22 protein-coding genes and 1 pseudogene are annotated in these 20,670 nt (G+C 73.0%); 11 read left to right on the forward strand and 12 right to left on the reverse strand.

The features are described 5' to 3' along the window. Window positions 1-81 precede the first annotated feature (81 nt). Window positions 82-861, forward strand: a complete 780-nt coding sequence (locus tag ACGF2Y_RS10170) for a CPBP family intramembrane glutamic endopeptidase (protein WP_392945333.1) — start codon at window positions 82-84, stop codon at window positions 859-861. Between the two features lie 89 nt (window positions 862-950). Here ACGF2Y_RS10170 and ACGF2Y_RS10175 read toward each other — a convergent pair whose 3' ends face one another. Further along, window positions 951-1,772, reverse strand: a complete 822-nt coding sequence (locus ACGF2Y_RS10175) for a PhzF family phenazine biosynthesis protein (protein WP_392944802.1) — start codon at window positions 1,770-1,772, stop codon at window positions 951-953. Window positions 1,773-1,909: 137 nt separating this feature from the next. On the opposite strand from ACGF2Y_RS10175, the gene ACGF2Y_RS10180 reads away from it, so the two are divergent. After that, window positions 1,910-2,188, forward strand: coding sequence for a hypothetical protein (locus ACGF2Y_RS10180; RefSeq protein WP_392944804.1), 279 nt, complete (start codon window positions 1,910-1,912; stop codon window positions 2,186-2,188). A 155-nt stretch (window positions 2,189-2,343) separates the two neighbouring features. On the opposite strand, the gene ACGF2Y_RS10185 is transcribed toward ACGF2Y_RS10180, so the two are convergent. After that, on the reverse strand, window positions 2,344-3,669 hold the full coding sequence (locus ACGF2Y_RS10185) for an MFS transporter (protein ID WP_392944806.1): 1,326 nt from the start codon (window positions 3,667-3,669) through the stop codon (window positions 2,344-2,346). Between the two features lie 509 nt (window positions 3,670-4,178). Continuing rightward, entirely contained in the window at window positions 4,179-4,574 is a 396-nt protein-coding gene (locus ACGF2Y_RS10190) for a RidA family protein (protein ID WP_392945335.1), read from the reverse strand. A 134-nt stretch (window positions 4,575-4,708) separates the two neighbouring features. Here ACGF2Y_RS10190 and ACGF2Y_RS10195 point away from each other — a divergent pair, with 134 nt between their 5' ends. Further along, complete coding sequence (locus ACGF2Y_RS10195) at window positions 4,709-5,680, forward strand: helix-turn-helix transcriptional regulator (protein ID WP_392944808.1); 972 nt, start codon at window positions 4,709-4,711, stop codon at window positions 5,678-5,680. Between the two features lie 97 nt (window positions 5,681-5,777). Here the strand turns inward: ACGF2Y_RS10195 and ACGF2Y_RS10200 are convergent, their stop codons facing one another. Next, a complete protein-coding gene (locus tag ACGF2Y_RS10200) occupies window positions 5,778-5,993 on the reverse strand; it encodes a DUF6243 family protein (RefSeq protein WP_392944810.1) in 216 nt (71 codons plus the stop codon). A 210-nt stretch (window positions 5,994-6,203) separates the two neighbouring features. Between ACGF2Y_RS10200 and ACGF2Y_RS10205 the strand changes: the two are divergent. After that, window positions 6,204-6,449 (forward strand): annotated as a pseudogene (locus ACGF2Y_RS10205) (PadR family transcriptional regulator); the annotation flags it as partial. A gap of 152 nt (window positions 6,450-6,601) precedes the next feature. Here the strand turns inward: ACGF2Y_RS10205 and ACGF2Y_RS10210 are convergent. Continuing rightward, entirely contained in the window at window positions 6,602-7,033 is a 432-nt protein-coding gene (locus tag ACGF2Y_RS10210; RefSeq protein ID WP_392944812.1) for an SRPBCC family protein, read from the reverse strand. 79 nt (window positions 7,034-7,112) lie between these two features. After that, a complete protein-coding gene (locus ACGF2Y_RS10215) occupies window positions 7,113-7,307 on the reverse strand; it encodes a hypothetical protein (protein WP_392944814.1) in 195 nt (64 codons plus the stop codon). Between the two features lie 245 nt (window positions 7,308-7,552). Here ACGF2Y_RS10215 and ACGF2Y_RS10220 point away from each other — a divergent pair, with 245 nt between their 5' ends. The 3 genes from ACGF2Y_RS10220 to ACGF2Y_RS10230 all read left to right on the forward strand — a co-directional run bounded on the left by ACGF2Y_RS10220 (window position 7,553) and on the right by ACGF2Y_RS10230 (window position 10,315). After that, entirely contained in the window at window positions 7,553-8,095 is a 543-nt protein-coding gene (locus ACGF2Y_RS10220; protein ID WP_392944816.1) for a Clp protease N-terminal domain-containing protein, read from the forward strand. A 69-nt stretch (window positions 8,096-8,164) separates the two neighbouring features. After that, complete coding sequence (locus tag ACGF2Y_RS10225) at window positions 8,165-9,196, forward strand: DMT family transporter (protein WP_392944818.1); 1,032 nt, start codon at window positions 8,165-8,167, stop codon at window positions 9,194-9,196. Window positions 9,197-9,355: 159 nt separating this feature from the next. Then, window positions 9,356-10,315 carry a DMT family transporter gene (locus ACGF2Y_RS10230; RefSeq protein ID WP_392944820.1) on the forward strand — a complete coding sequence of 320 codons (960 nt, stop codon included), beginning with the start codon at window positions 9,356-9,358 and terminating at the stop codon, window positions 10,313-10,315. Window positions 10,316-10,373: 58 nt separating this feature from the next. On the opposite strand, the gene ACGF2Y_RS10235 is transcribed toward ACGF2Y_RS10230, so the two are convergent. Continuing rightward, window positions 10,374-11,069 (reverse strand): pyridoxamine 5'-phosphate oxidase family protein, encoded by a 696-nt coding sequence (locus tag ACGF2Y_RS10235; RefSeq protein WP_392944821.1) that lies wholly within the window; start codon window positions 11,067-11,069, stop codon window positions 10,374-10,376. A gap of 35 nt (window positions 11,070-11,104) precedes the next feature. Here ACGF2Y_RS10235 and ACGF2Y_RS10240 point away from each other — a divergent pair, with 35 nt between their 5' ends. Then, a complete protein-coding gene (locus ACGF2Y_RS10240; protein WP_392944823.1) occupies window positions 11,105-12,436 on the forward strand; it encodes an aminotransferase class I/II-fold pyridoxal phosphate-dependent enzyme in 1,332 nt (443 codons plus the stop codon). Between the two features lie 60 nt (window positions 12,437-12,496). Here the strand turns inward: ACGF2Y_RS10240 and ACGF2Y_RS10245 are convergent, their stop codons facing one another. Then, a complete protein-coding gene (locus tag ACGF2Y_RS10245) occupies window positions 12,497-13,618 on the reverse strand; it encodes a DMT family transporter (RefSeq protein WP_392944825.1) in 1,122 nt (373 codons plus the stop codon). 74 nt (window positions 13,619-13,692) lie between these two features. Here ACGF2Y_RS10245 and ACGF2Y_RS10250 point away from each other — a divergent pair, with 74 nt between their 5' ends. Further along, a complete protein-coding gene (locus ACGF2Y_RS10250; protein WP_392944827.1) occupies window positions 13,693-14,607 on the forward strand; it encodes a LysR family transcriptional regulator in 915 nt (304 codons plus the stop codon). Window positions 14,608-14,636: 29 nt separating this feature from the next. Here the strand turns inward: ACGF2Y_RS10250 and ACGF2Y_RS10255 are convergent, their stop codons facing one another. After that, window positions 14,637-15,107, reverse strand: a complete 471-nt coding sequence (locus tag ACGF2Y_RS10255) for a pyridoxamine 5'-phosphate oxidase family protein (RefSeq protein ID WP_392944829.1) — start codon at window positions 15,105-15,107, stop codon at window positions 14,637-14,639. A 209-nt stretch (window positions 15,108-15,316) separates the two neighbouring features. On the opposite strand from ACGF2Y_RS10255, the gene ACGF2Y_RS10260 reads away from it, so the two are divergent. Next, complete coding sequence (locus tag ACGF2Y_RS10260) at window positions 15,317-15,997, forward strand: cysteine hydrolase (RefSeq protein ID WP_392944831.1); 681 nt, start codon at window positions 15,317-15,319, stop codon at window positions 15,995-15,997. Here ACGF2Y_RS10260 and ACGF2Y_RS10265 read toward each other — a convergent pair. Further along, entirely contained in the window at window positions 15,984-16,436 is a 453-nt protein-coding gene (locus ACGF2Y_RS10265) for a Rieske (2Fe-2S) protein (protein ID WP_392944832.1), read from the reverse strand. The genes ACGF2Y_RS10260 and ACGF2Y_RS10265 overlap by 14 nt on opposite strands. A gap of 345 nt (window positions 16,437-16,781) precedes the next feature. Continuing rightward, window positions 16,782-18,425 carry a hypothetical protein gene (locus tag ACGF2Y_RS10270; protein ID WP_392944834.1) on the reverse strand — a complete coding sequence of 548 codons (1,644 nt, stop codon included), beginning with the start codon at window positions 18,423-18,425 and terminating at the stop codon, window positions 16,782-16,784. Between the two features lie 168 nt (window positions 18,426-18,593). Between ACGF2Y_RS10270 and ACGF2Y_RS10275 the strand changes: the two genes are divergently transcribed. Beyond that, entirely contained in the window at window positions 18,594-18,920 is a 327-nt protein-coding gene (locus tag ACGF2Y_RS10275) for a hypothetical protein (RefSeq protein WP_392944836.1), read from the forward strand. A gap of 116 nt (window positions 18,921-19,036) precedes the next feature. Here ACGF2Y_RS10275 and ACGF2Y_RS10280 read toward each other — a convergent pair whose 3' ends face one another. Further along, window positions 19,037-20,518 (reverse strand): hypothetical protein, encoded by a 1,482-nt coding sequence (locus ACGF2Y_RS10280; protein WP_392944838.1) that lies wholly within the window; start codon window positions 20,516-20,518, stop codon window positions 19,037-19,039. Window positions 20,519-20,670 lie beyond the last annotated feature (152 nt).

Genomic DNA, 20,670 nt, shown 5'->3' on the forward strand with positions numbered 1-20,670 from the left:
TTCGAGACCCTGGCGGGACGCTGCGTGGGACGAGACGCGATTGCAGAACTGAAGGCAGGTGTACAGGTGGAGACCGGGCGCGTGGCTGATTCTTATCCCCAAGAGGTCGTGTCGCAAAGGATCCTGCGGTCCGAGGTGGTGCTGGTCCTGGCGCTCTCTCTGGGTGCCAGCGCGGTGTCTTCCCTCATCAGTTTTGTCGGATCACTGACGAAACCGGGAGGGTTGAGGGATCAGGCGGCGAACCTCAACGGTTCCTATGCTCCGGACCGTCCATGGCTTGATCTGTCATGGCAAATGTTCGGGATCGCAACGGCGCTGGTCCCGGTCGCGCTGGTGGCGCACCTGCTGATCCGGGAGGGAACGGGCCTGCGGGCCATCGGCTTCGACCGGGCCGAGCCCTGGTTCGACCTCGGCCGGGGAACCCTGGTCGCGGCCGGCATCGGCAGCGCCGGCCTGGCGTTCTACCTCTCGGCCCATGCCGCCGGATTCAGTCTGACGGTCGTTCCGGAGTCCCTGCCCGAGGTCTGGTGGAAATTCCCCGTACTGATCCTCTCGGCGATCCAGAACTCCGTGGTGGAGGAGGTCATCGTCGTCGGGTATCTGCTGCGCAGACTCGGGCAGTTGGGCTGGACACCGATGGCCGCCCTGGTGGCCAGCTCCGTACTGCGCGGGTCGTACCACCTGTATCAGGGGATCGGCGGCTTCATCGGCAACGTGGTGATGGGCGTCGTCTTCGTGCTGCTCTACCGGCGCTGGGGCAGGGTGGGTCCGCTGGTCGTCGCGCACGCGCTCCTGGACATCGGCGCGTTCGTCGGATACGCACTGCTCGCGGGCCGGGTCGACTGGCTGCCGACGCTCTGAGCGCGGTGCCGTGGGTGGTGGACGCGCGCTGGCGGGCCCCGGTCGGAGCGCGGCACCGTGGGTGGTGGACGCGCCCTGGCGGGCCCCGGTCAGAGCGCGGTGAGCAGTTCGCCGTCGATCACCGTGACCGCCGTGCCGGTCAGCAGCGTGCGCTCGCCGCGCAGCGCTGTGCGGACCAGCCCCGAACGGGCGGACGCCTGGAGGCCGGTGAGATCATCGCGGCCGAGCCGGGCCGACCAGAAGGGGGCCAGCGCGGTGTGGGCGCTGCCGGTGACCGGGTCCTCGTCGATGCCGACGCCCGGGAAGAAGCCGCGCGAGACGTAGTCGTAGCCCCGGTCGGGGTCCTCGGCCGCGGCGGTGGCGATGACGCCGCGCCGGGAATGGGCCACCAGCGCGGCGAAGTCCGGGGCGAGCGCCCGTACGGTCGCCTCGTCGCGGAGCTCGACGAGCAGGTCACCGATGTGCTCGCCGGTGTCGTGCACGGAGACGGGGTCCGCCCCGAGCGCGTCGGCGAGACCGTACGGCACCGGCTCCTCGGTCAGCGGAGAGGTCGGGAAGTCGAGAGTGAGCGTGCCGTCCGGGTGGGCGGTCGAGCTCAGGATCCCGCAGCGCGCGGCGAACCGCACCGGGCCCGTGGCCAGGCCCGTGGTGTGCAGGACGTGGGCGGTGGCGAGCGTCGCGTGCCCGCACATGTCCACCTCGGTGACCGGGGTGAACCAGCGCAGCGCCCAGTCGGCCGTGCCGCCCGGCGGCAGCGGGTGGGCGAAGGCCGTCTCGGAGAGGTTGACCTCGGCGGCGATCTGCTGAAGGCGTTCGGCGGCCGGGAAGCTGCCGCCCTCCAGCAGGAGCACGCCGGCGGGGTTTCCGGCGAAGGGGCGGGCGGTGAACGCGTCGACGATGCGAATCCTCATGGGGCGACCGTAGAGCGCCCGCGCGGAGACGGGCCAAGGCCAATTCCGGGTGTCTGGCCCGGTCGGGCTGCTGGTCTGTCGGTTTACCCGTCTGCCGGTCTGCCGGTCTGCCCGTTTGCCGGTCTGCCTGTCTGCCGTTGCTCCTCGGGCGGCGGACGTCCGAGGACTTCCGTGGCTATGGGCCGCTGCGGACCGATGACGTCACGGGCATCACCGCCTGTCCCGACCGGGTGGCCGAATACGTCGTCTCCGGCGCCCTCACCGACCCCGGGCGGCAGAACTCGGCGGCGCTGAAGGGCGACCCCGTCGAGGAGGTCCGCCGGCTCAAGGCCGAGGAGGGCGGCAAGGACATCGTTCTCACCGGCGGCATCACCCCGGCCCCCACGCTGATCGCGGCCGGGCCGGCCGATGAGTAACCGCCTCTTCGTCGACCCGGCCGTCCAGGGCCGCGGCCGACGTCTCTTCCCCGACGGTCACGAGGTCCCCCGGCTGCGGCTCCTGGAGCCGAGGGCGTTCCAGAGAGGTTTCACGCCGCAGCGGTACGGCCCGGCCCGGCGTCGGTCATCCCGGCTCACGTCATTCCGTCGGCCGCTGTTCCTCCTGCGGGGCCCGGAAGCACCCGCCCCAGGCGGGCGAGCGGGGACGCGGCCATCACGAGCGGGGACAGCATCATGCCCGCTGCCGCCACCAGGAGGCCGGCGCGCAGACCCCACTCCTGCGCGAGGAAGCCGCCGAGCAGCGAGCCGAACGGGGTGAACCCCATACCGACGAACGTGATCGTCGCGGCCGCACGCCCCTGCATCCCGTCCGGTGTGACGGCCTGCCGCACCGACATGACCGTGACGTTCACCAACTGGCTGAAGGTCCCGAACACGAAGTTGACGGCAAGGAGCGCGAGGACCGTCACGGCCGAGGAACCGTGCAGTGCCGGTACGCACAGCAGCGCCCCGTTGCCGAGCACCGCCGCCGACACGAGCACCACGCCGTGGCCGAACCGCCCCGGCAGCCGTGCGGCCAGGACCGAGCCCAGGAGCGCGCCCGGTCCGGTCGCCGCGAGAGCGAGGCCGACGGTGGCGCCCGCCAGATGCAGTTCGCGCGGAAGAAAGAGCAGGTAGACGGTCATCGTGGCCGCGAAGGAGAACTGGAAGGCGGCCGAGGCGAGGCACACGGCCCGCAGCCAGGCGTTCCCGGCGACGAAGCGCAGGCCGTCGTGGATCCGGTGCCGGACCCGAGAGGTGCGCTCGGGCCGCTCGGGGCGGTGCGGGTGCCCGGGGCGTTCCGCGTGCTCCGGAACCGGCGCCATGCCCTCCGGTCCGGGCTCGGCTCGGCGGATCCGCCGCAGTGACACGAACGACACCGCGAAGAACAGCGCGCCGGAGGCGATGGCGAGCGGCGCCAGCAGCAGTGACACCGACGCACCACCGAGCGCTGGGCCGCCGATCTGCGCCGCGGACCGGCTGCCTTCCAGCGCGCTGTTGCCCCGCACGAGCTGATCGCGGCGCACCATCCGTACGAAGGAGGCCTGATACGCCACGTCGAAGAGCACGGACAGAGCCCCCACGGTGAACGCGACCACGAACAGCGTGGGCAGGCCGAGCAGTCCGAGGAGACCGGCCACGGCCGCCGCGCCCAGTGCCACGGCGCGGGCGGCGTCGGTGAGCACCATCACCGTGCGGGCCCGCCACCGGTCCACCCACGCACCGGCGAGGAGCGAGAGCAGCAGGATCGGCGCCTGCCCCACGGCGCGGAGGACGCCCAACCGGTCCGCGCCCGCGTCGAGGGCCAGGACGGCGTAGAGCGGCAGAACCACGAGCATCGTGTGTTCACCGAGCTGGGAGGCGGTCTGGCCCAACCAGAGCCTGCGGAAGTCGGCGTCCCGCCACAGGAGCGAAGGCACGGCCCGCCCGGGACCCGGACTGCCGGAGGAAGGAGGAGCCGGACCGTCGGAGGAACGAGGAGAGGGAGAAGGAGGAGAGGGAGGGGGCTGCACAGAAACCCTCTGGGGTCGCCGGGAACGGGAACCGCCGTCCGGCGCGCGAAAGCGCACCCGGGCATCGGGCGGGTAAGGGCTCGCTGTGCCGCGACCTCAGGGGCAGCACGCGATGACGGGCCGGTCTCGGCCTACGACGTCAGCGCGCGCTCGGACGACCGGGCATGTGTCTCTCCGCTCCTGGTGGGTCATTCGTCGCCCGGAACGCTAGCGCCCGGCGGGCGGGGGCGAAAGGCGATTATCGGGACTCCGGGCGGCTCGGGGCGTTCGGGCAGTTCAGGGTATTCGGGCGTCCTCGCCGGTGACCTGTCCCGGCGAGGACGCCGTGATCCGCAGCGCCGGAAAACGCCACCTCCCCCTGTCCCGCTCACGCCGGGTCGACCGGCACGAGCGGTACAGGCGGTCTGGAGGTCGCATCACGCGACGGCGGTGCCCTCGAGCTCGACCAACTGGCCGGGGACCGCCAGTCGCGTCACCCCGAGCATGGTGCTGGCCGGCGCCACCCCGGCCGCGCCCAGCCGACCCGCCAGCGCGTCGTAGTGCTGGAAGAGCAGATCGACGTCGGTCGTGTAGACGTTGAGGCGGACCAGGTTCGCGAGGGACATGCCGGCCTCGCCGAGCACGGCCTCCAGGTTGTCGACGCTCAGCGTCAACTGCGCCGCCATGTCGCCGTCGTGCTGGGGCCTGCCGTCGACGCTCATCGCGGTCTGCCCCGAGATGTACAGGGTCCGTACCTGCCCGGAGACGACTTCACCCTGGTTGAACCCCAGGTCCACCGACCACGGCACCGGGTTGACGGCTGTTCGTTCCACTGCCACTTCAGCTCCATTCGATTCATGGGAGTACGTACGCCCATCCGCTCGGCGGCCACCGCTTCGGCGTCGTGCTGAGGAGCCTCCCAATGAATGACGACACCCTTGGTCATGTATTTCGCTACCGTTCGCGCATGCGCGCCGACCGATTGGTCTCGCTGGTCCTGCTGCTGCGTCAGCGTGGTCGGCTGTCCGCGGCCACGCTGGCCTGTGAGCTGGAGGTGTCCACCCGTACCGTGCTGCGCGACATCGAGGCGCTGTCCGCCGCCGGGGTCCCGGTCTACGCCGAACGCGGCCGGCACGGCGGATTCGCGCTGCTGCCCGGTTTCCGGACCGAGCTCACCGGGCTGAACCACGACGAGGCCCTCGCCCTGCTGGCCGCCGGATCAGGGCGCGGGGATCAGGTGTTCGGCCTCGGATCCGCGCTCGCCTCGGCCATGCGGAAAGTGGTCGACGCGCTGCCCGAAAGCAGCCAGGCCACCGCGAGCGACGGGGCCCGGCGGTTTCTCGTCGACCCGGAGACCGACCTGCTCCCGCGCCGGGCCGTCGCCGACGAGGTGCCAGGCGCCACCATGACCGAGGTCCGCCGCGCCGTGCTCGCCGGACACAAGCTGCGCATCCACTACGCGGCCACGGGCCAGGCGCCGCAGTGGCGCACGGTGGACCCGATCGGCCTGGTCACCGTACGGAACCGGGGCTATCTCCTGGCGACGAGAGCCGGCGCGGACCGCACCTACCGGCTGTCGCGTGTGCTGGCCGCCGAGGAGCTTCCCGAAACGGCACAGCGGCCGGACCGGGTCGATCTGGACCGGATCTGGCGGGAACGTTCCGCGCGGTTCCTCTCCGACGACCACCTCACCGTGCTGGTGCGGGTGAACCCGGCACGGCGGGAGGAGCTGCTGGACACCGTGCTGACCGTCCGCGCGGAAGACCCCGACGGGGACCACTGGCCGCGGCTGGAGGTCACCTTCCAGGACGCACGGCACGCCGAATGGGCGCTGTGGCAGCTCGGCACGGACCTGGAGGCCCTGGCCCCGAAGTCCCTGCGCAGCGCCCTGCGCGACCGCGCCGCCACGATCGCGGCCCGCTACGGGGACGCGCCCTGAGAGCTGCCCGGCCGGGCAGGGGACCGCAGCAGGGCCCGGACCGCGCGTCGCGGTCCGGGCCCTGCTGCGTGCTGTGCCGCCCTGCTGCTGCGGCGCGTCAGCTCTGTGCGGTGTCGTCGCCCGCCTGTACGGCGCTCTCGGCCGCGCCTGCCTTCTCGCGCATCTTGCGCACCAGCTCCGCCTTCTGGTCGGCCGCACTCCGGCGGTCGAGGTTGCGGTGCGGGCCGTTGTTCTGCCGTTCGGCGCGGGACAGCTTCTTGCGCTGGCCGCCGCCCTGGCCCACGGGGTTGTTGATGTTCTTGCTCACGGTCACGGGTTCTCCTGGTAATGATGTGGAGTGATCTACGGATTCATCGGTGGGGGACGGGCGGCGACGTCGAAGGACGTCAGCGGCGGCCCATCACGCTCTCACGCGTAGATCGGCGTCTGGAATGACAAAGACGTTACCCGGTTCCGCCGGTCCCGCACACCAACCCTTCCGTCGTCCTGCCGTCGGTGATGGTGGCCCTGTCAATGCCATCCGAAGCTGTTCACGCTCACCGACTCCGGACGGAACGAGGCCGAGACCGGCCCCGAGGCTCCGTGGGAGGAGGCCGGGCGCGGTGTGGACTGGGAAGGCGTCAACGAGATCCGACAGACCGGATTCGGTCTGATGGGGGCGTTCGGGCAGGTCTGGAAGACCGGCTCGGCCGATCAGCGGCAGAAGGCGCTGACGGTCATCAACGACGCGCGCAAGAAGCTCTACCTGATCCTCGCCGACGAGCACTGAGTCGCGCGTGAGGCGAGCTGTGCGTGAGGCGAGCCGTGCGGGAAGCCGGGCGTGTGGGAGAGGCCGGACATGTGAGAAAGGCCCCTAGGAACCGCCCGCCCCGCCCCGCCGCGATTCCGCGGGGCCTTCGCGTACCGTGCGGCCGGGCGCGATCAGGGGGTGACGAGCCCGCCGAGCTTGCGCAGTGACTCCTGGAGCGCCGCCGTCGCGGAGTCCTTGAGCTTGCCGCCCATCAGGGAGACCGCCGCGCCGGTGAACTCCCCGTCGATGCGCATCGTCGTGGCGTCGCCCTCCGGGGTCAGGGAGTACCGCATGGTCAGGCTGACCCCCATCGGGCCCTTGCCCCGGGTCGCCAGCAGGCGGCCCTTCTCCAGTTCGTCGACCGTCCAGGTCACCTCGGCCGGGAAGCCCATGAGTTTCATGTTCTCCTCGTAGGTGGCCGCGAGCTCCAGCTCGGCCGGGCCGCCCCGGGGGAAGCCGGCGTGGGTGGCGTTCCACTCCCCGTACGACGAGAAGTCCGTCAGGAGGTCCCAGACCTTCTCGGCGGGCGCCTCGACGCGTGCCTCGGCGCTGACTTCAGCCATGCGACCACCCCTGGTTCGTCCGGTCCTGGTGCCGCGGAACGTAGTGGCAGCCGCGCCAACCTTCAATACTGATGAACCGTCAGATTTGTTGGGGCTGCTGGTTCCGCCAGATCACCGCGGCGTCGAAGCGGTCCGACGCGCGCGGGTGGGGTCCCTCGTCGTGGCAGTGGAAGGCCGTCCAGAAGAGATCGGCGGGCAGGGCGTCATCGGGTGCGTACACGCGGTAGACGTACTGCAGCCCGTCCTTGGCGAGCAGGGCGACCATCCAGAACACCCGTTCTTCCCCTCCCGTCCCCGCCGTGTGTGCTGTGGCGTGAGGGACGTGCGCGCGGGGGCCGGCGGTTGCCCCGGGGGCGTGCGATGCAAGGCGGCGCGCGCCCCGAGCCGACATGGTTGTGCCCCTCGGCACGATCTCATCCGCAAGGATGACGGACCGCTCCGGCGTCCCCAACTTCGGTGGGATGCCCAATGGGTCGCTCCGGGGATGCCTTCGGGTCGCCGGACTGATGGGGTAGAGGTGTGCAAAACCGGACGCCGCGCATGCCTGAACAGCTCGCACCGAACCACGACGGACCCGATGCCCGCTTCACCGCGGAACTGGCATCGGTGCTGACGGGTGCGCGCAGGCGTGCGCTGCGCGACGGGGACCGGCAGATCGACACCGCCCACCTCCTGCACTCGCTGATCGAGACGGATCCCGAAGTCCGCGAGGTCTTCGACGGCGGGCCGCAGCCGGCCAGGGTGCTCGGCTATCTCGTCCAGCGCAGCATCGGCTACGGGCTCCGCTGGCAGGGTTCCGTCGAGGACTCCGGCGCCGTTCCGGTGGTGCGCCCCCCGGCCGTCGACGGCTGGTCGCCCTCGGCCCTCGCCGCGATGGAGGGCGCGCTGTACCGTGCGGCGTCGCGCGGCGAAGCGCGCGCCTGCGGTCTCGATCTGCTCGCCGCGCTGGCGTCCGACACCGATTCCCGTGCCGCGGAGGTGCTCTCCCGAGGGGGCGTGGACGCGCGGCGGCTGGCGGACCGGGTGGCCGCGCTCAGGGCCGGGGCGGCACGGCAGGGGTAAGTCCGCGGGTGCCGTCTCGACAGGTGTCATGGGGATGACGGTGCTGTCGACTCCTGCCATGATGTGCCGATGCACGCGTCTTCGGGGTTTCAGGGCAGAAGCGCCGGGCTGGGCCTCGCCCTGGTCTCGGCCTGTGCGTTCGGCGGTTCGGGAGTGGCGGCCAAGCCGCTGATCGAGGCGGGGCTCGACCCGCTGCACGTGGTCTGGCTGCGGGTCGCGGGCGCCGCGGTCATCATGCTCCCGGTCGCCTGGCGCCACCGGAACCTCGTACGGGAACGGCCCGCCCTGCTCGCCGGGTTCGGCCTGTTCGCGGTGGCCGGGGTCCAGGCCTTCTACTTCGCCTCGATCTCCCGTATCCCGGTCGGCGTGGCGCTCCTGGTGGAATACCTGGCGCCCGCTCTGGTCCTCGGCTGGGTCCGCTTCGTGCAGCGCAGGCCCGTCACCCGGGCCGCCGCGGTCGGCGTGGTGCTGGCGGTCGGCGGCCTCGCGTGCGTCGTCGAGGTATGGGCCGGGCTCAGGTTCGACCTGATCGGCTTGCTGCTCGCCCTCGGCGCCGCCTGCTGCCAGGTGGGCTACTTCGTCCTCTCCGACCATGGCGGGCAGGACGGCCGGGGCGGCGGGGGCAAGCACGTCGAGCCTCCGCATCCCGTCGGCGTCATCGCGTACGGACTGATCGTCGGCGCGGCCGTCCTCACCGTCGTCGCCCGCCCCTGGGGCATGGACTGGTCACTGCTCGGCGGCAGTGCGGGCATGAACGGCCACGAGGTACCCGCCTGGCTGCTGCTCGGCTGGATCGTGCTGCTCGCCACCGTGCTCGCGTACGTCACCGGGGTCGTCTCGGTCCGGCTGCTCTCGCCCCAGGTGGCCGGGGTCGTCGCCTGCCTCGAAGCGGTCATCGCGACCGGGCTGGCCTGGGTGCTCCTCGGCGAGCACCTCTCCGCACCGCAGCTCATCGGCGGGTTCACCGTCCTGACCGGTGCGTTCATCGCCCAGTCCGCCGCGCCGAAGCCCCCGTCGGGTCCCGTGGCCGCCGGCGCCGGCGCCGGCGCGGTGACCGAGGCCGTCGAGGGCGAGTTGTCCAGCGGCCGTGCCCCGCATTAGTGTGCCGACCATGCATCTGACTGTGCTGCCGCCGCCTGCCGCCTAGCGCGGGCGGCCACTCCTGACGAAGACCGGGCTCGGGCAGTCCCCGAGCGGTTCGTCGCTGCCCGCGTGCGGAGCCGAGCGACCCACCACCCTGTCCTCCTCTGGAGAAGTCACATGTCCATCCCTGCTGTTTCCGCGCTGCCCGTCGGGCGGAGCATGCTGTATCTCGTCGTCGCCGGAGTCGCCTGGGGCACCGCCGGCGCGGCCGCGTCCCTGATCTTCCGGGTCAGCGATCTCGGCCCCCTCGCCCTGTCCTTCTGGCGCTGCGCCGGCGGCCTGGTCCTGCTCGCCGGGGTGCTCACCCTGCGGCCCCGCCGGGCACCCCGGGGGCTCGAACCCCGGCGTCGCCGACTGCTCCGGATCCTCGCCACCGGCGTCGGTCTCACCGTGTTCCAGAGCGCGTACTTCGCGGCCGTCGAGGTCACCGGCCTCGCCGTCGGCACCGTCGTCACGCTCGGCGCCGGGCCCGTCCTGATCGCCCTCGGGGCACGCCTGCTGCTGGGCGAGCGTCTCGGCCGGGGCGGCCTGGCCGCCGTGACCGGCGCGCTGACCGGGCTCGCCGTCCTGGTCCTGGGCGGCGAGGGCGGTGACGTCGTGCCGGCCGGGGTGCTGCTGGCGCTGCTGTCCGCCTCCGGGTACGCGGCGATCACGCTGCTCACCCGGTGGCTCGGGCGGGACGGCGGTGGCGGTGACGCGCTGACCACCAGCGCCTGGGCGTTCGGCATCGGAGCGGTGGGCCTGCTGCCCATGGCCCTGGCCGAGGGGCTGATGCCGCACACCGCCGAGACCGGGCAGGTGCTGTGGCTGCTGGTCTATGTGGCGGCGGTCCCCACGGCGCTCGCCTACGCGCTGTACTTCGCCGGAGCGGCCGCTGTCCGGTCGGCCACCGTCTCCGTGATCATGCTCCTGGAGCCGGTGAGCGCGGCGGTCATCGCGGTGACCGTCCTGCGGGAGCGGCTGACGGCGGCCACGGTTCTCGGCACGCTGCTCCTGCTGACCGCCGTGGCCGGACTGGCCCTCGCGGAGACACGCGGTGCGGCGGCCGCCCGCCGGAAGGAGGCCCTGGCGGTGTGACGGGCCCGGCGTGGGAGGGACCCCGGTGTCGCGGCAGCCATGGCTGCCGCGACCTCCGTCAGAGCGTGGACAGGTAGTCCGGTACGCCGATGGCCGGATCCAGGTCGTCCGCGGGGACCGGCGCCGCGTAGCCCCGGGTGAGCGGCACGATGCCGGTCCAGTGGGGGAGGGCGCTGTCCTCGGGCTCGTCGTTGGGCCCGCCGGTGCGGACCTTCGCGGACACCTCGTTCAGGTCCAGCCGGATCACCGCCGTCGCGGCGAGCTCCTTGGCGTCGGCCGGCCGCGAGTCCTGGGAGCGGCCGGGCGCGACCTGGTCCACGATCGCGTCCAGGGCGAGCCGCCGCTCCTCGGGGTCGGTCACCGTCACGGCCGTGCCGTGCACCACCACCGAGCGGTAGTTCATCGAGTGGTGGAAGGCGGACCTGGCCAGCACGAGGGCGTCGACATGCGTGACCGTCAGACAGACCGGCAGCCCCGGGTCCGCGCTCCTCGCCGACCGCAGCGGTCGCGAGCCCGTCGAACCGTGGACGTACAGCCGCTCTCCAATCCGGCCGAAGAGGGTCGGCAGGACGACCGGGGCGCCGTCGCGCACGAAGCCCAGGTGACAGAGGTATGCCTCGTCGAGGATCGAGTGGACCAGCTCGCGGTCGTAGGAGGCGCGCTCCTTGGACCGGGTGGGGACCGTGCGACCGGTGGGAAGGTAGGGGGCGGCGACGCCGGAGCCCGTGCCGTCGGGCGTTGCGGGGTGCTGCATTGCGTACTCCATTGCGCTAGTGCATAATCATGTTTGTGCTAGGAGAGTATCGGATCAGTGGGCGGCGTGCATCGGAAATCGCTGCCAGTGTGGAGCGCGGGGTCGGTTCCGGAGACCTCCCGCCGGGTCATCTGCTGCCCCCCATGCGGGAGTTGGCGGCGCGCCTGGAGGTCAATCCCCATACGGTGGCGGCCGCCTACCGGACGCTGCGCGAGCGCGGGGTGATCGAGACAGCGGGCCGCCGGGGGAGCCGGGTGCGTCCCGCCCCGGCCAGCACGTCGCGCGGATCCCTGCGGATCGAGGCGCCCCCGGGCGTCCGGGACCTCGGCGAGGGCAATCCCGATCCGGAGCTGCTGCCCGACCTCGGGCCGGCGCTCGCCGCGGCCGCCGCCGCCGACGCGGAGAGCCGCGGTCTGTACGGGCAGGCCCCGGTGGTCGCGGAGTTCGCCGCGTACGCCCGCGCCGCGCTGGACGCCGACGGGGTCCCCGCCGGGCCGGTCGCCGTGACGTCCGGTGCCCTGGACGCGATCGAAAGGGTCCTCGTGGCGCACCTCAGGCCGGGCGACGCGGTGGCGGTGGAGGACCCCGGCTGGGGCAGCGTGCTCGACCTCGTACCGGCGCTCGGGCTGCGCGCCGTGCCGGTCGGCGTGGACGATTCCGGTCCGCTGCCCGCCGATGTGGAGCGGGCGCTGCGGGCCGGGGCGCGGGCCCTCGTCGTCACCGACCGGGCGCAGAATCCGACCGGCGCGTCCCTGGACGCGCCGCGCGCCCGGGAGCTGCGCGCGGTCCTCGCCCGGCATCCGGACGTGCTGCTGATCGAGGACGACCACGGGTACGCCATCGTCGATCTGCCGCTGCATCCGCTGGCCGGGGTGACGGCCCACTGGGCGTTCATCCGCTCGGCGGCCAAGGCGTACGGCCCGGATCTGCGGGTCGCCACGCTCACCGGGGACGCCGTCACGGTCGACCGGGTGGCGGGGCGGCAGCGGCTCGGGTCCGGCTGGGTCAGCCGGCTGCTCCAGCGTGCCGTGCTCCAGCTGTGGACCTCGGGCGCGGTCGACGCCCCTGCGGTCGCTCGGTCCTACGGTGACCGCAGGGACGCGCTCATCCGCGCGCTGGCGGAGCGCGGCGTGCGGGCCCGGGGTCGCAGCGGGATGAACGTGTGGGTGCCCGTGAGCGACGAGACCGGGGCCGTCACCCGGCTGTTCCACGCGGGCTGGGCCGCGGCCCCGGGCGCCCGTTTCCGGCTGGACACGCCCCAGGGGGTGCGGATCACCGTATCCCCGCTGGCCGCGGCGGACATCGTTCCCCTGGCGGACGCGGTGGCCGCCGCCGCGGGCCCGGCACGGCCGGTCAGCTACGGCTGAGGCGAGCGCGCCCGCGTCCGGGGGCACGCCTTCGGGCGGGGCCGCCCGGAGGGGCGCGGGTCAGGGCGCGGCGGGGGTCCGTTGCCCTGGGCGGCCGGGGGCGGTGGCGGCCGATTGCCCTGCGGCTCCGGGGGAGGTGGCCGGGCGTCCAGCGGGCTCCACGGCCGCGGACTGTGGAGCGGTGGCGGCCGGACGCCTCGCCGCCTTCGGTGCGGTGGCGGCGGCCGGGCGGGTGCGGCTCTGGGTGAGGGCCGCGCCGACGAGGACGACCAGCGCCCCGACCGGGGTGTTCCAGCTCAGCTGTTCGCCCAGCAGCGCGACGCCCGCCGCCGTCGCGATCACCGGGATGAAGTACGTGACCATCTGGGCCGTCGTCGGGCCGACCTCCTGGACCAGGCCGTACTGGAGCAGCACCGCGAGGCCCGTGCCCAGCGCGCCCAGGGCGAGGACCGAGAGTGTCGGGAGCAGGGGGAAGGAGGTGGGCGCCGAGGTGAACAGGGGTGTCACCACGGCCAGTTGCAACGTACCGAGGAAGAGCTGGCTGCCCGTCAGCGCCAGCGTCGACGAACCGGTGCCGGCCAGGGTGCGGCGGACGTAGATCCAGCCGACCGGATAGCAGAACGAGGCGAGCAGCGCCATGGCCGTACCCGGAAGGTCCAGGCCGGAGAAGCCCTGCCAGGCGCCCAGCACCGTGAGGACGCCGAGGAAACCGACACCCAGACCGGCCACCCGGCGGCGGGTCGGGCGGTCCTCGGACAGGGCGACCACCGAGAGCGCCATGCCCCACAGCGGCGAGGTCGCGTTGCAGATGCCGGCCAGTGTCGAGGGGATCGTCAGCTCGGCATAGGCGAAGAGCGAGAACGGCAGCGCGTTGAGGAGCAGCGCCGCGACCGTGAGATGCCCCCAGGTCCGGGCCGAACGCGGCAGCCGTTGTCGGCGCACCGCCATGGCGGCTACCAGCACCGCCGTACCGGCCAGCAGTCGGCCGAAGGTGACCTGGAACGGGGCGTAGCCCTCGGTTCCGACCTTGATCAGCAGAAAGCTGAACCCCCAGATGAGCGAGAGCGCCGCGAACCGGATCCGCCAGTCGAGAGCGGGGCGCCGGGCGGGTGCCGAGGGTGGGGCGGGCGGGGGAGGCACTGATGCCGGGGCCGTGGCCCTCGGTTCGCGGGGAGCGCTCATGAGGTCCACCTTGACCAAGATGACGTCGTAGAACAAGCGAATGTTTCTGCGGTCTATCGCGTAGCATTGCTTATATGTTGAACTTGGAGCGGCTGCGCACCCTGGATGCCCTCGCACGGCACGGCTCAGTGAGCGGGGCGGCCGACGGGCTGCACGTCACGACATCGGCGGTCTCGCAGCAGATGGCCAAGCTGGAGCGCGAGGTGGGGCAGCGGCTGCTCGCCAGGAACGGCCGGGGCGTCCGCCTCACCGATGCCGGCCGACTGCTCGCGGACCATGCCGCGCGGATCCTGTCGCAGGTGGAGCTCGCCCAGTCCGACATCGAGGCGCAACGGGGCGAGGTCGTCGGCGAGGTGAGGATCTGCGCCTTCCCGACCGCGGCCCGCGGACTGTTCCCGGCGACGCTGACCTCCCTGCGCGCCGACCACCCCGACCTCACCGTCCGCACCAGGGAGCTGGAGCCCGAGCAGGGGCTGCGCGCGGTGCTCCGCGGAGACGTCGACCTGGCTGTCGTGCTCGACTGGAGCAACAAGCGGCTGCCCGTGCCCGGTGGGCTGACCAAGGCCGAACTCCTCGACGACGCCCCGGACATCGCCATGCCGGCCGGACATCCGCTCGCGGACCGCGACGAAGTGGAGCTGGAGGACTTCGCGGACGACCCGTGGGTGTCCTGGCCCGAGGGCGAATTCTGTTACGAGTGGCTGATGTTCACCCTGCGCTCCCGGGGTATCGAGCCGCGCATCGCCCACCTGGCCGGTGAGCACCATACGCAACTCGCGCTGATCGCCGCCGGGTTCGGCGTCTGCGTGGCTCCCCGGCTGGGGCGCGGGCCGGTTCCCGAGGGGGTGCGCCTGGTGCCTGTGCGGCAGACCATGCGGCGGCACGTCCACGCGGTCTGGCGCACCGACGCGGACCGCCGCCCGTCGGTCCGCGCCGCGGTGGAGGCGCTGCGGGCGGCGGCCGCGGGCGTCGCGGCCGGCGCGGGGTGAGTAGCGGACCGGTGGCTGCGGTGCCGGGATCAGGTGAGACCGGCGAGCTTGCGGAAGTCCCAGGAGGTGATCGTCTCCGGGGTGAGCCGCAGCCAGGCGTGCCGTCCGTCGTGGGGCATCTGCGTGCCGCCGAAGTACTTCACGGGGAACAGCCGCTCCGGCTGCGCGAGTTCGGGGCAGGGCTCGCCCGTGCGGGGCGCCTCGCCGACGAACTCCGCCCGGCCGGTGAGCTCCACGCCGCGCAGTTCCTCGTACCCCTCGCCGTCGTCCACGACCACGGCGATCCTGGTGTCCTCGCGCAGCTGGGACCAGCGCAGGCTGCGGGTGATGGAGTACAGCCAGAGTGAGCCGCCGTCCCAGACGAACCACAGCGCGCCGATGTGCGGAGCGCCGTCGGAGCCGAGCGTGGCGACCCGGCAGGTGCGCTGTTCGCCGAGGTAGGCGTCCCGCTCCTGGGGCGTCATCATGATCCGGCGGCCTCGTCGCTGGGTGTCGGTCATGGTCGTCCTCTCCTGGGATCTGACTGGGTGTCAGAAATCATGGACGCTCTTCCGTCATGACGCAATGGCCGCTACTCTCGCGCGCCCGGTCTCCGCGGAAGTCCGTCCGCGGAGACCGCGGAGACCGGGCACGGCAGTCCGTCCGCAGAAGTCCGTCCGCCGAAGGCCGCCCACTCGGGTGGCGGCCGCAAGGAAAGGCAGGAGCGTCCGTGCCGTCGAGGGAATCACAGGAGCGGCTCACCGCGTTGCTCGACCCCGCCACCACCGTCCTGCTGACCGTCGAGTGCCAGCAGGGCGTCGTGGGGCCGGACAGCGCCCTGCCCGAACTCGCCGCCGCCGCCCGCTCGTCGGGCGCGCTGGCCAACATCGCCCGGCTCGTCGCCGCCGCCCACGAGAGCGGTGTCCAGGTGATGCACGCGGTCGCCGAGAGCCGGCCGGACGGGCGTGGCGGCAACCACAACGCCCGGCTCTTCCGCGCTGCCGCCGGGCTGCCCGTCCAGCAGCACACCGGCAGCACCGCCGTCCGGGTGGCGCCCCCCATCGAGGTGGCCGACGAGGACCTCGTCGTCCGCCGGCTGCACGGACTCTCGCCCCTGGCCGGCACCGGCGCCGACCCGCTGCTGCGCAACCTCGGCTGCCGCACGCTGGTCGTCACCGGCGTATCGGCCAACATCGCCATCCCCAACGCCGTCTTCGACGCGGTCAACCTCGGCTACACGGCCGTCGTCCCGGCCGACGCCATCGCGGGGGTGCCCGCCGAGTACACCCCTGCCATGGTCCGTAACACGCTCGCCCTGGTCGCCACCGTCACCACCACGGACGCGCTCCTCGGCAGCTGGAAGCGACCGCGCAGGCAGCGGGCGGGGCGGGGAGCGGCTACGCCAGCCTGATCGAATCACCCTCGACCGTGATCTCCCGGGCGGGCAGCGGCTGGGTGGCGGGCCCGCCGGTCGGGCTGCCCGTGGCGGCGTCGAAGGTGGAGTTGTGACAGGGGCAGGTGATCGTGCCGTCCGAGACATCCTTGACCGCGCAGCCCTGATGGGTGCACGTGGACGAGAACGCCTTGAACTCGCCCGGCCGCGGCTGGGTCACCACGACCTTCTGCGCGGCGAAGACCACCCCGCCGCCCTCCGGAATGTCGGCGGCCGCGGCGAGCACCTCACCGCCCTTGGCCTCGCCCCCGCTGCTGGGCTGCTCGACCGTCTCCGAGCCTCCCGGGCTGTCCGATCCGCCGCACGCGGTGAGGGCGGCAGCCGCCCCGGCCGCTCCCACCGCTGTGACGACCGTGCGGCGTCCGAGGAGGATCCGGCGCTGCTGCGTTGCGCTCATCGCGGCATTCCCTTCGTCGGTGTCCCGGACCCGGCGGTGTCCTGTCGGTGTCCCGGACCTCGTCTTCGATGACTTCGATCAGGAGTACGTGTCGCGGCGCGCCGATGTTCAGGCCGGGACGCCGCAGTTCTGCTGCCCTCGGCCGCCGGGGCCCCGATGTCGGAGAAGCCGGCTCCGGTACGGCGCTTCCGTACCGCGGGAGCGGCCGGGCACGGGAACCCTCCCCATGGCCGGCTCCGGCACGCCCGGGGAGCCTTGGGAACAACGTACGGAGGTAGCTGCCCCGCAGACCCGCCGATGCCTTTACCTTGTCGGCGGGCCACGACGGCAGACCGTCACACGGCGTCAGTCCACGTCGAGCAGAACTCCCTCGTAGGCGAGCCACTGGGCGAAGGCGTGCAGCCCGCGGCCCATTCCCGTCGCGGGCGCCCAGCCCGGAACCCGGGGGGCGTCGGCCGGGACGCGCCACCGCGCTGCGCCGTCCGGCGCCACCTGTACCGGTACGGGGCGCACGGAGTCGCGCACGGCTTGGGCCAGCTCCAGAGCCGTGCAGGGCTTCTCGGGCGTGACCACCAGATGCCGGTGGTCCGGCCGGCCGCGCAGGACGGACTCGATCGCGTCGGCGAGGTCGTGGACGTAGACGGGGTGGACCTCGGCGTCGGGGCCGCCCTCGACGGTGACGGGGCGGCTGCGCAGCGCGTCCCACACCATGCGGCCGATCGGGGTGCGGTGCGAGCAGCCGGGGCCGTAGACCTCCCCGACGTCCAGCGTGTACGGGGTGGGGGCGTTCCGCGGACGGACGGTCACCTTCGCCCCGGCGCGGTGCAGTCGCGTCAGGTCGATCACGGCGTCGCCACGCACGCCTCGGTCGGCCAGCCTGCGTACGAGATGCTCACCGAGCGGACTCGCCGCCCCGCGCCAGACGAGGCCGCCCTGCCGTCGAGCAGGTGGGCGGCGCTCGGAGGCGGCCGCACGCCCGGCCGACAGTGCCCGCCGAGCCACCTCGGCCAGCGGTTCACGGCGCTGCGCGATGTGCTCCTGCGTGCTGGTGTTGCTGATGCCGCCGGGGCCGATCGTCGCGACGGCCTCCGCGTACGCCTTCGATGTCACGGGCGGCTCGGGCAGTTCGGCGCGGGCCGCTTCGTACCCCATGGTGAGGGCCGTGAGCCAGGTGCCCCTGACGTCCGGCTCGACCGGGCCGTGGCCGGGCGGGCGCAGGAGAGCGGCCGGCAGCCCCGCCCCTTTGAGGTACTGCTCCGCGTCCAGGTGCAGCCAGCGTTCGGGTCCCGGGCCCGGAACCCGGACCGCGCAGCGTGCGGCACCGTACTTGAAGAACGGGAGCACCGTCAGTCCGTCGAGGGCCGGTCCCTCCTCCCCGGCGCGGTCGCCCGGCAGGAAGCAGACCGAGCGGCGCGGTCCGCGGAAGGCGTTGCCCGAGATCGAGCCGCGGTCCTCGTGCTCCGCGAGGTTGGGAACCGCGACATAGCGCGGTACTCCCCGGGCCCGGAGGTAGCGGTGCATCAGGATGTCGTCGGGCCAGCCGCCGAGGCGTTGCCTGCCGTACGCGACGAAGCCCTCGGCGACCGGGCGCGGCAGCACGATGGCCACGCAGGGGAAGTACTCGTTGACGGCGCCGACCCAGCGGGCGCCGGCCAGCGCGCCGAACCGCACGGCCGCCCCGTTGCGGGAGTCCCAGAGCGCGAACAGGGCGAGCGCCGCGTCGGGACGCTCCTCGATCGCGCCCCGGACCCGCTCGAAGAAGGATTCGGACAACCTCATGTCGTCCTGTACCACCAACTGGTGCGTGGCCCCTTCCTCGATCGCCGACCACGCGGTGAGCGCGGTGCGCAGGACCGAGGGGGTGCCGGTGGGGTCGGGGTCCATGACGACCCTCAGCAGTCCGGAAGGCGCGCTCAGGGCCAGCTCCTCGGCTGCCTCACGGCGCCTGGGATGCGTCATGACCACCGCACTGAGTCGTTGACGTGCCATACGTCCTCCCTCGATCCGGAACCGCCGCTCCCCGCCGGGCATCCGTGACGGAACCCTTGCCCAGCAGCCGGATCCGGACAGTACGGAGGGTGCCGACAGCCCGCAAGAGTGCCGAAATGGCCCTCTGGCAGACGAGCGGACACCGCGCGGCGCGCCGGGCTCCCGACGGTGCTGGTGCCGGTCCGGCCCACCTGGAAGGACCGCTATCCGCTGGTCCCGATCGAGCGGTACGCGGCGTGGACCCGGGACGACGCCACCCCGTTCGACCCGTGGATCCGGACCCAGGTGGGCGCGGGCGGCACGGTCGCGGCGGCGTCCGCGCGGTCCTCCCGGATCACCGGCACGGTCCTTGAGTGGGAACGCTGGACGGGCCTCGCCCTTCCGGAGGACGGCGAGTACGTCTTCCCCGGCGGACCCGCCCCGCTCCGCGTGGACCGGGCGCGGGACGTGGCCGTGTACTGGGAGCCGGGAGTGTGGATCACGCACCGGGCCTGAGTGCCGTCCCGCCGGGAATGGCGGGACAGCACTCGGTCAAGACGTTCTCCCCCGCGTGGATGGGGAGGGGACGGCCCTCAGCCGAGCCGTTCCCCCGCGTGGATGGGGGACAGCCCTCAGCCGAGACGTTCCCCCGCGTGGATGGCGGTCCACGCGAACGCGGCCATGGTCCGGACCTCGTCCGGACCCGCCTCCGGGCGGCGTTCCGGCGGGAGTCCGGCGAGCCCGGCGGTGGCGACGGCGGAACGCCGCAGCCGGTCGAGCGCGTCGAGGGGTATCTCCTCCAGTGCCGGGCCGAGGCGGCGGGAGGCGTGGGCCGCCTGCCGGCCGAGCAGCAAGCAATGGGTCCACAGTTCCTCCGCGAACGCGCCGCCGAAGGCTCGGGCCACCTCCGCCGCGAGCCCCAGCGGCAGGTGGGCCTCCCGCGCGGCGAGCACGGTTTCCTCCGTGAGACCGGTCGAGGGCAGGGCATCGCGCCAGCGGTGGTGGCCGCGGCCGCCGTCGGGACCGTGCTCCTGTCCGACGAGCCGGACGTAGCCCTCCCCGTACCGCATGTACGGGATCCAGCCCGGCTCCTCCAGGACGCGACCCCGGCTCAGCAGAGGGGCCGCGTCGGCGGCGGAGGTGGGGCAGGCGGCGCGGCGGATGCCCTGAGCGGCGTGGCCGTTGATACTGCTGGTGCCTATGTGCTCGACGATGTTCGGTACGGCGAGCAGGCTCATCCGGCCGCGTTGGCGGAAGAAGACGGAGAGCCGCTCGTCGTCATGGCGTTCGGCACTCTCCCGGGCGTCCTCCCGGAAGCCGGCGGCCGTCCCGGCCGGAAGGCAGACACCCAAGGACGGCGTGAACTCGTCCGGGACCGCCCGGACCCAGGAGGCGCCCGCGAGGGCGGCCAGCCGGGCGGCGGCGCCGTTGCGCGCGTGCCAGTTGGTGTAGAACACCAGCGCCTCGTCGGGGAACCGGGCGACGGCTTGGGCGACGATCTCCAGGAGCTCGCCCGGAGCGTCGACGTCGTCCTGGACGACGAGATGGTGGCTGGCCCCCGGGGCGACGGCCGACCACGCGACGAGGGCGGTGCGCAGCGCGGAGGGCGGGCCCTCCGGGTCCGGGTCGATCGCGAGGCCGTCGAGCCGTAGCCGGGCAGCGAGGTGCTGGGCCTGGGCGAGACGTACCGGATGGGTCATCACGGACGAGCTGACAAGAAGACTGGTCGCATCGGGCACGCTTCGCTCCTCAGCAGAGGTGGTCGCCGGCCATGGTCGCAAGGCATGGGCGAACGGGGCAGGGCGCACCGCGAGATTGGCCGGATCAGCGGCGGTGGTGGGTGCCCCAGTGGGAACGAGCGAGAGGTTCGCCCTCGGTGGAGTACCGCACGGCGCGATGGTGGCGGGGGCGGGGGAGTCTTCGCCGTCCGTGTCCGGGGCCCGGCGACGGCGAAGGAGCAGTGCGGCGGCGGTGAGCCAGCACAGACCGAGGACGACATCGGCATACACGGCGACCGCGAGCGGCAGGGTGGCGGCGCCGTGCACGGCGGTCACCGCGAGGGCCGAGAGGGCAACCCCGGTGGCGAGCAGCAGGTACCGCAACGTTCGCCGCACCGCGAACACCTCTCGTCCGTTGTTCCGCTTCCGAGAAGTGAACGGCAGACCAACGCGTTCTGTGACGGATCGTTCCAGTCATATTGATTCAGCCATGTCGCCCCGCTCGGCCCGCCGCCCGCCAGCCCGCCGGCCCGCCCGGCACGCCAGCC

The sequence above is a fragment of the Streptomyces sp. NPDC048142 genome (assembly GCF_043202835.1).
Classification (GTDB): Bacteria; Actinomycetota; Actinomycetes; order Streptomycetales; family Streptomycetaceae; genus Streptomyces.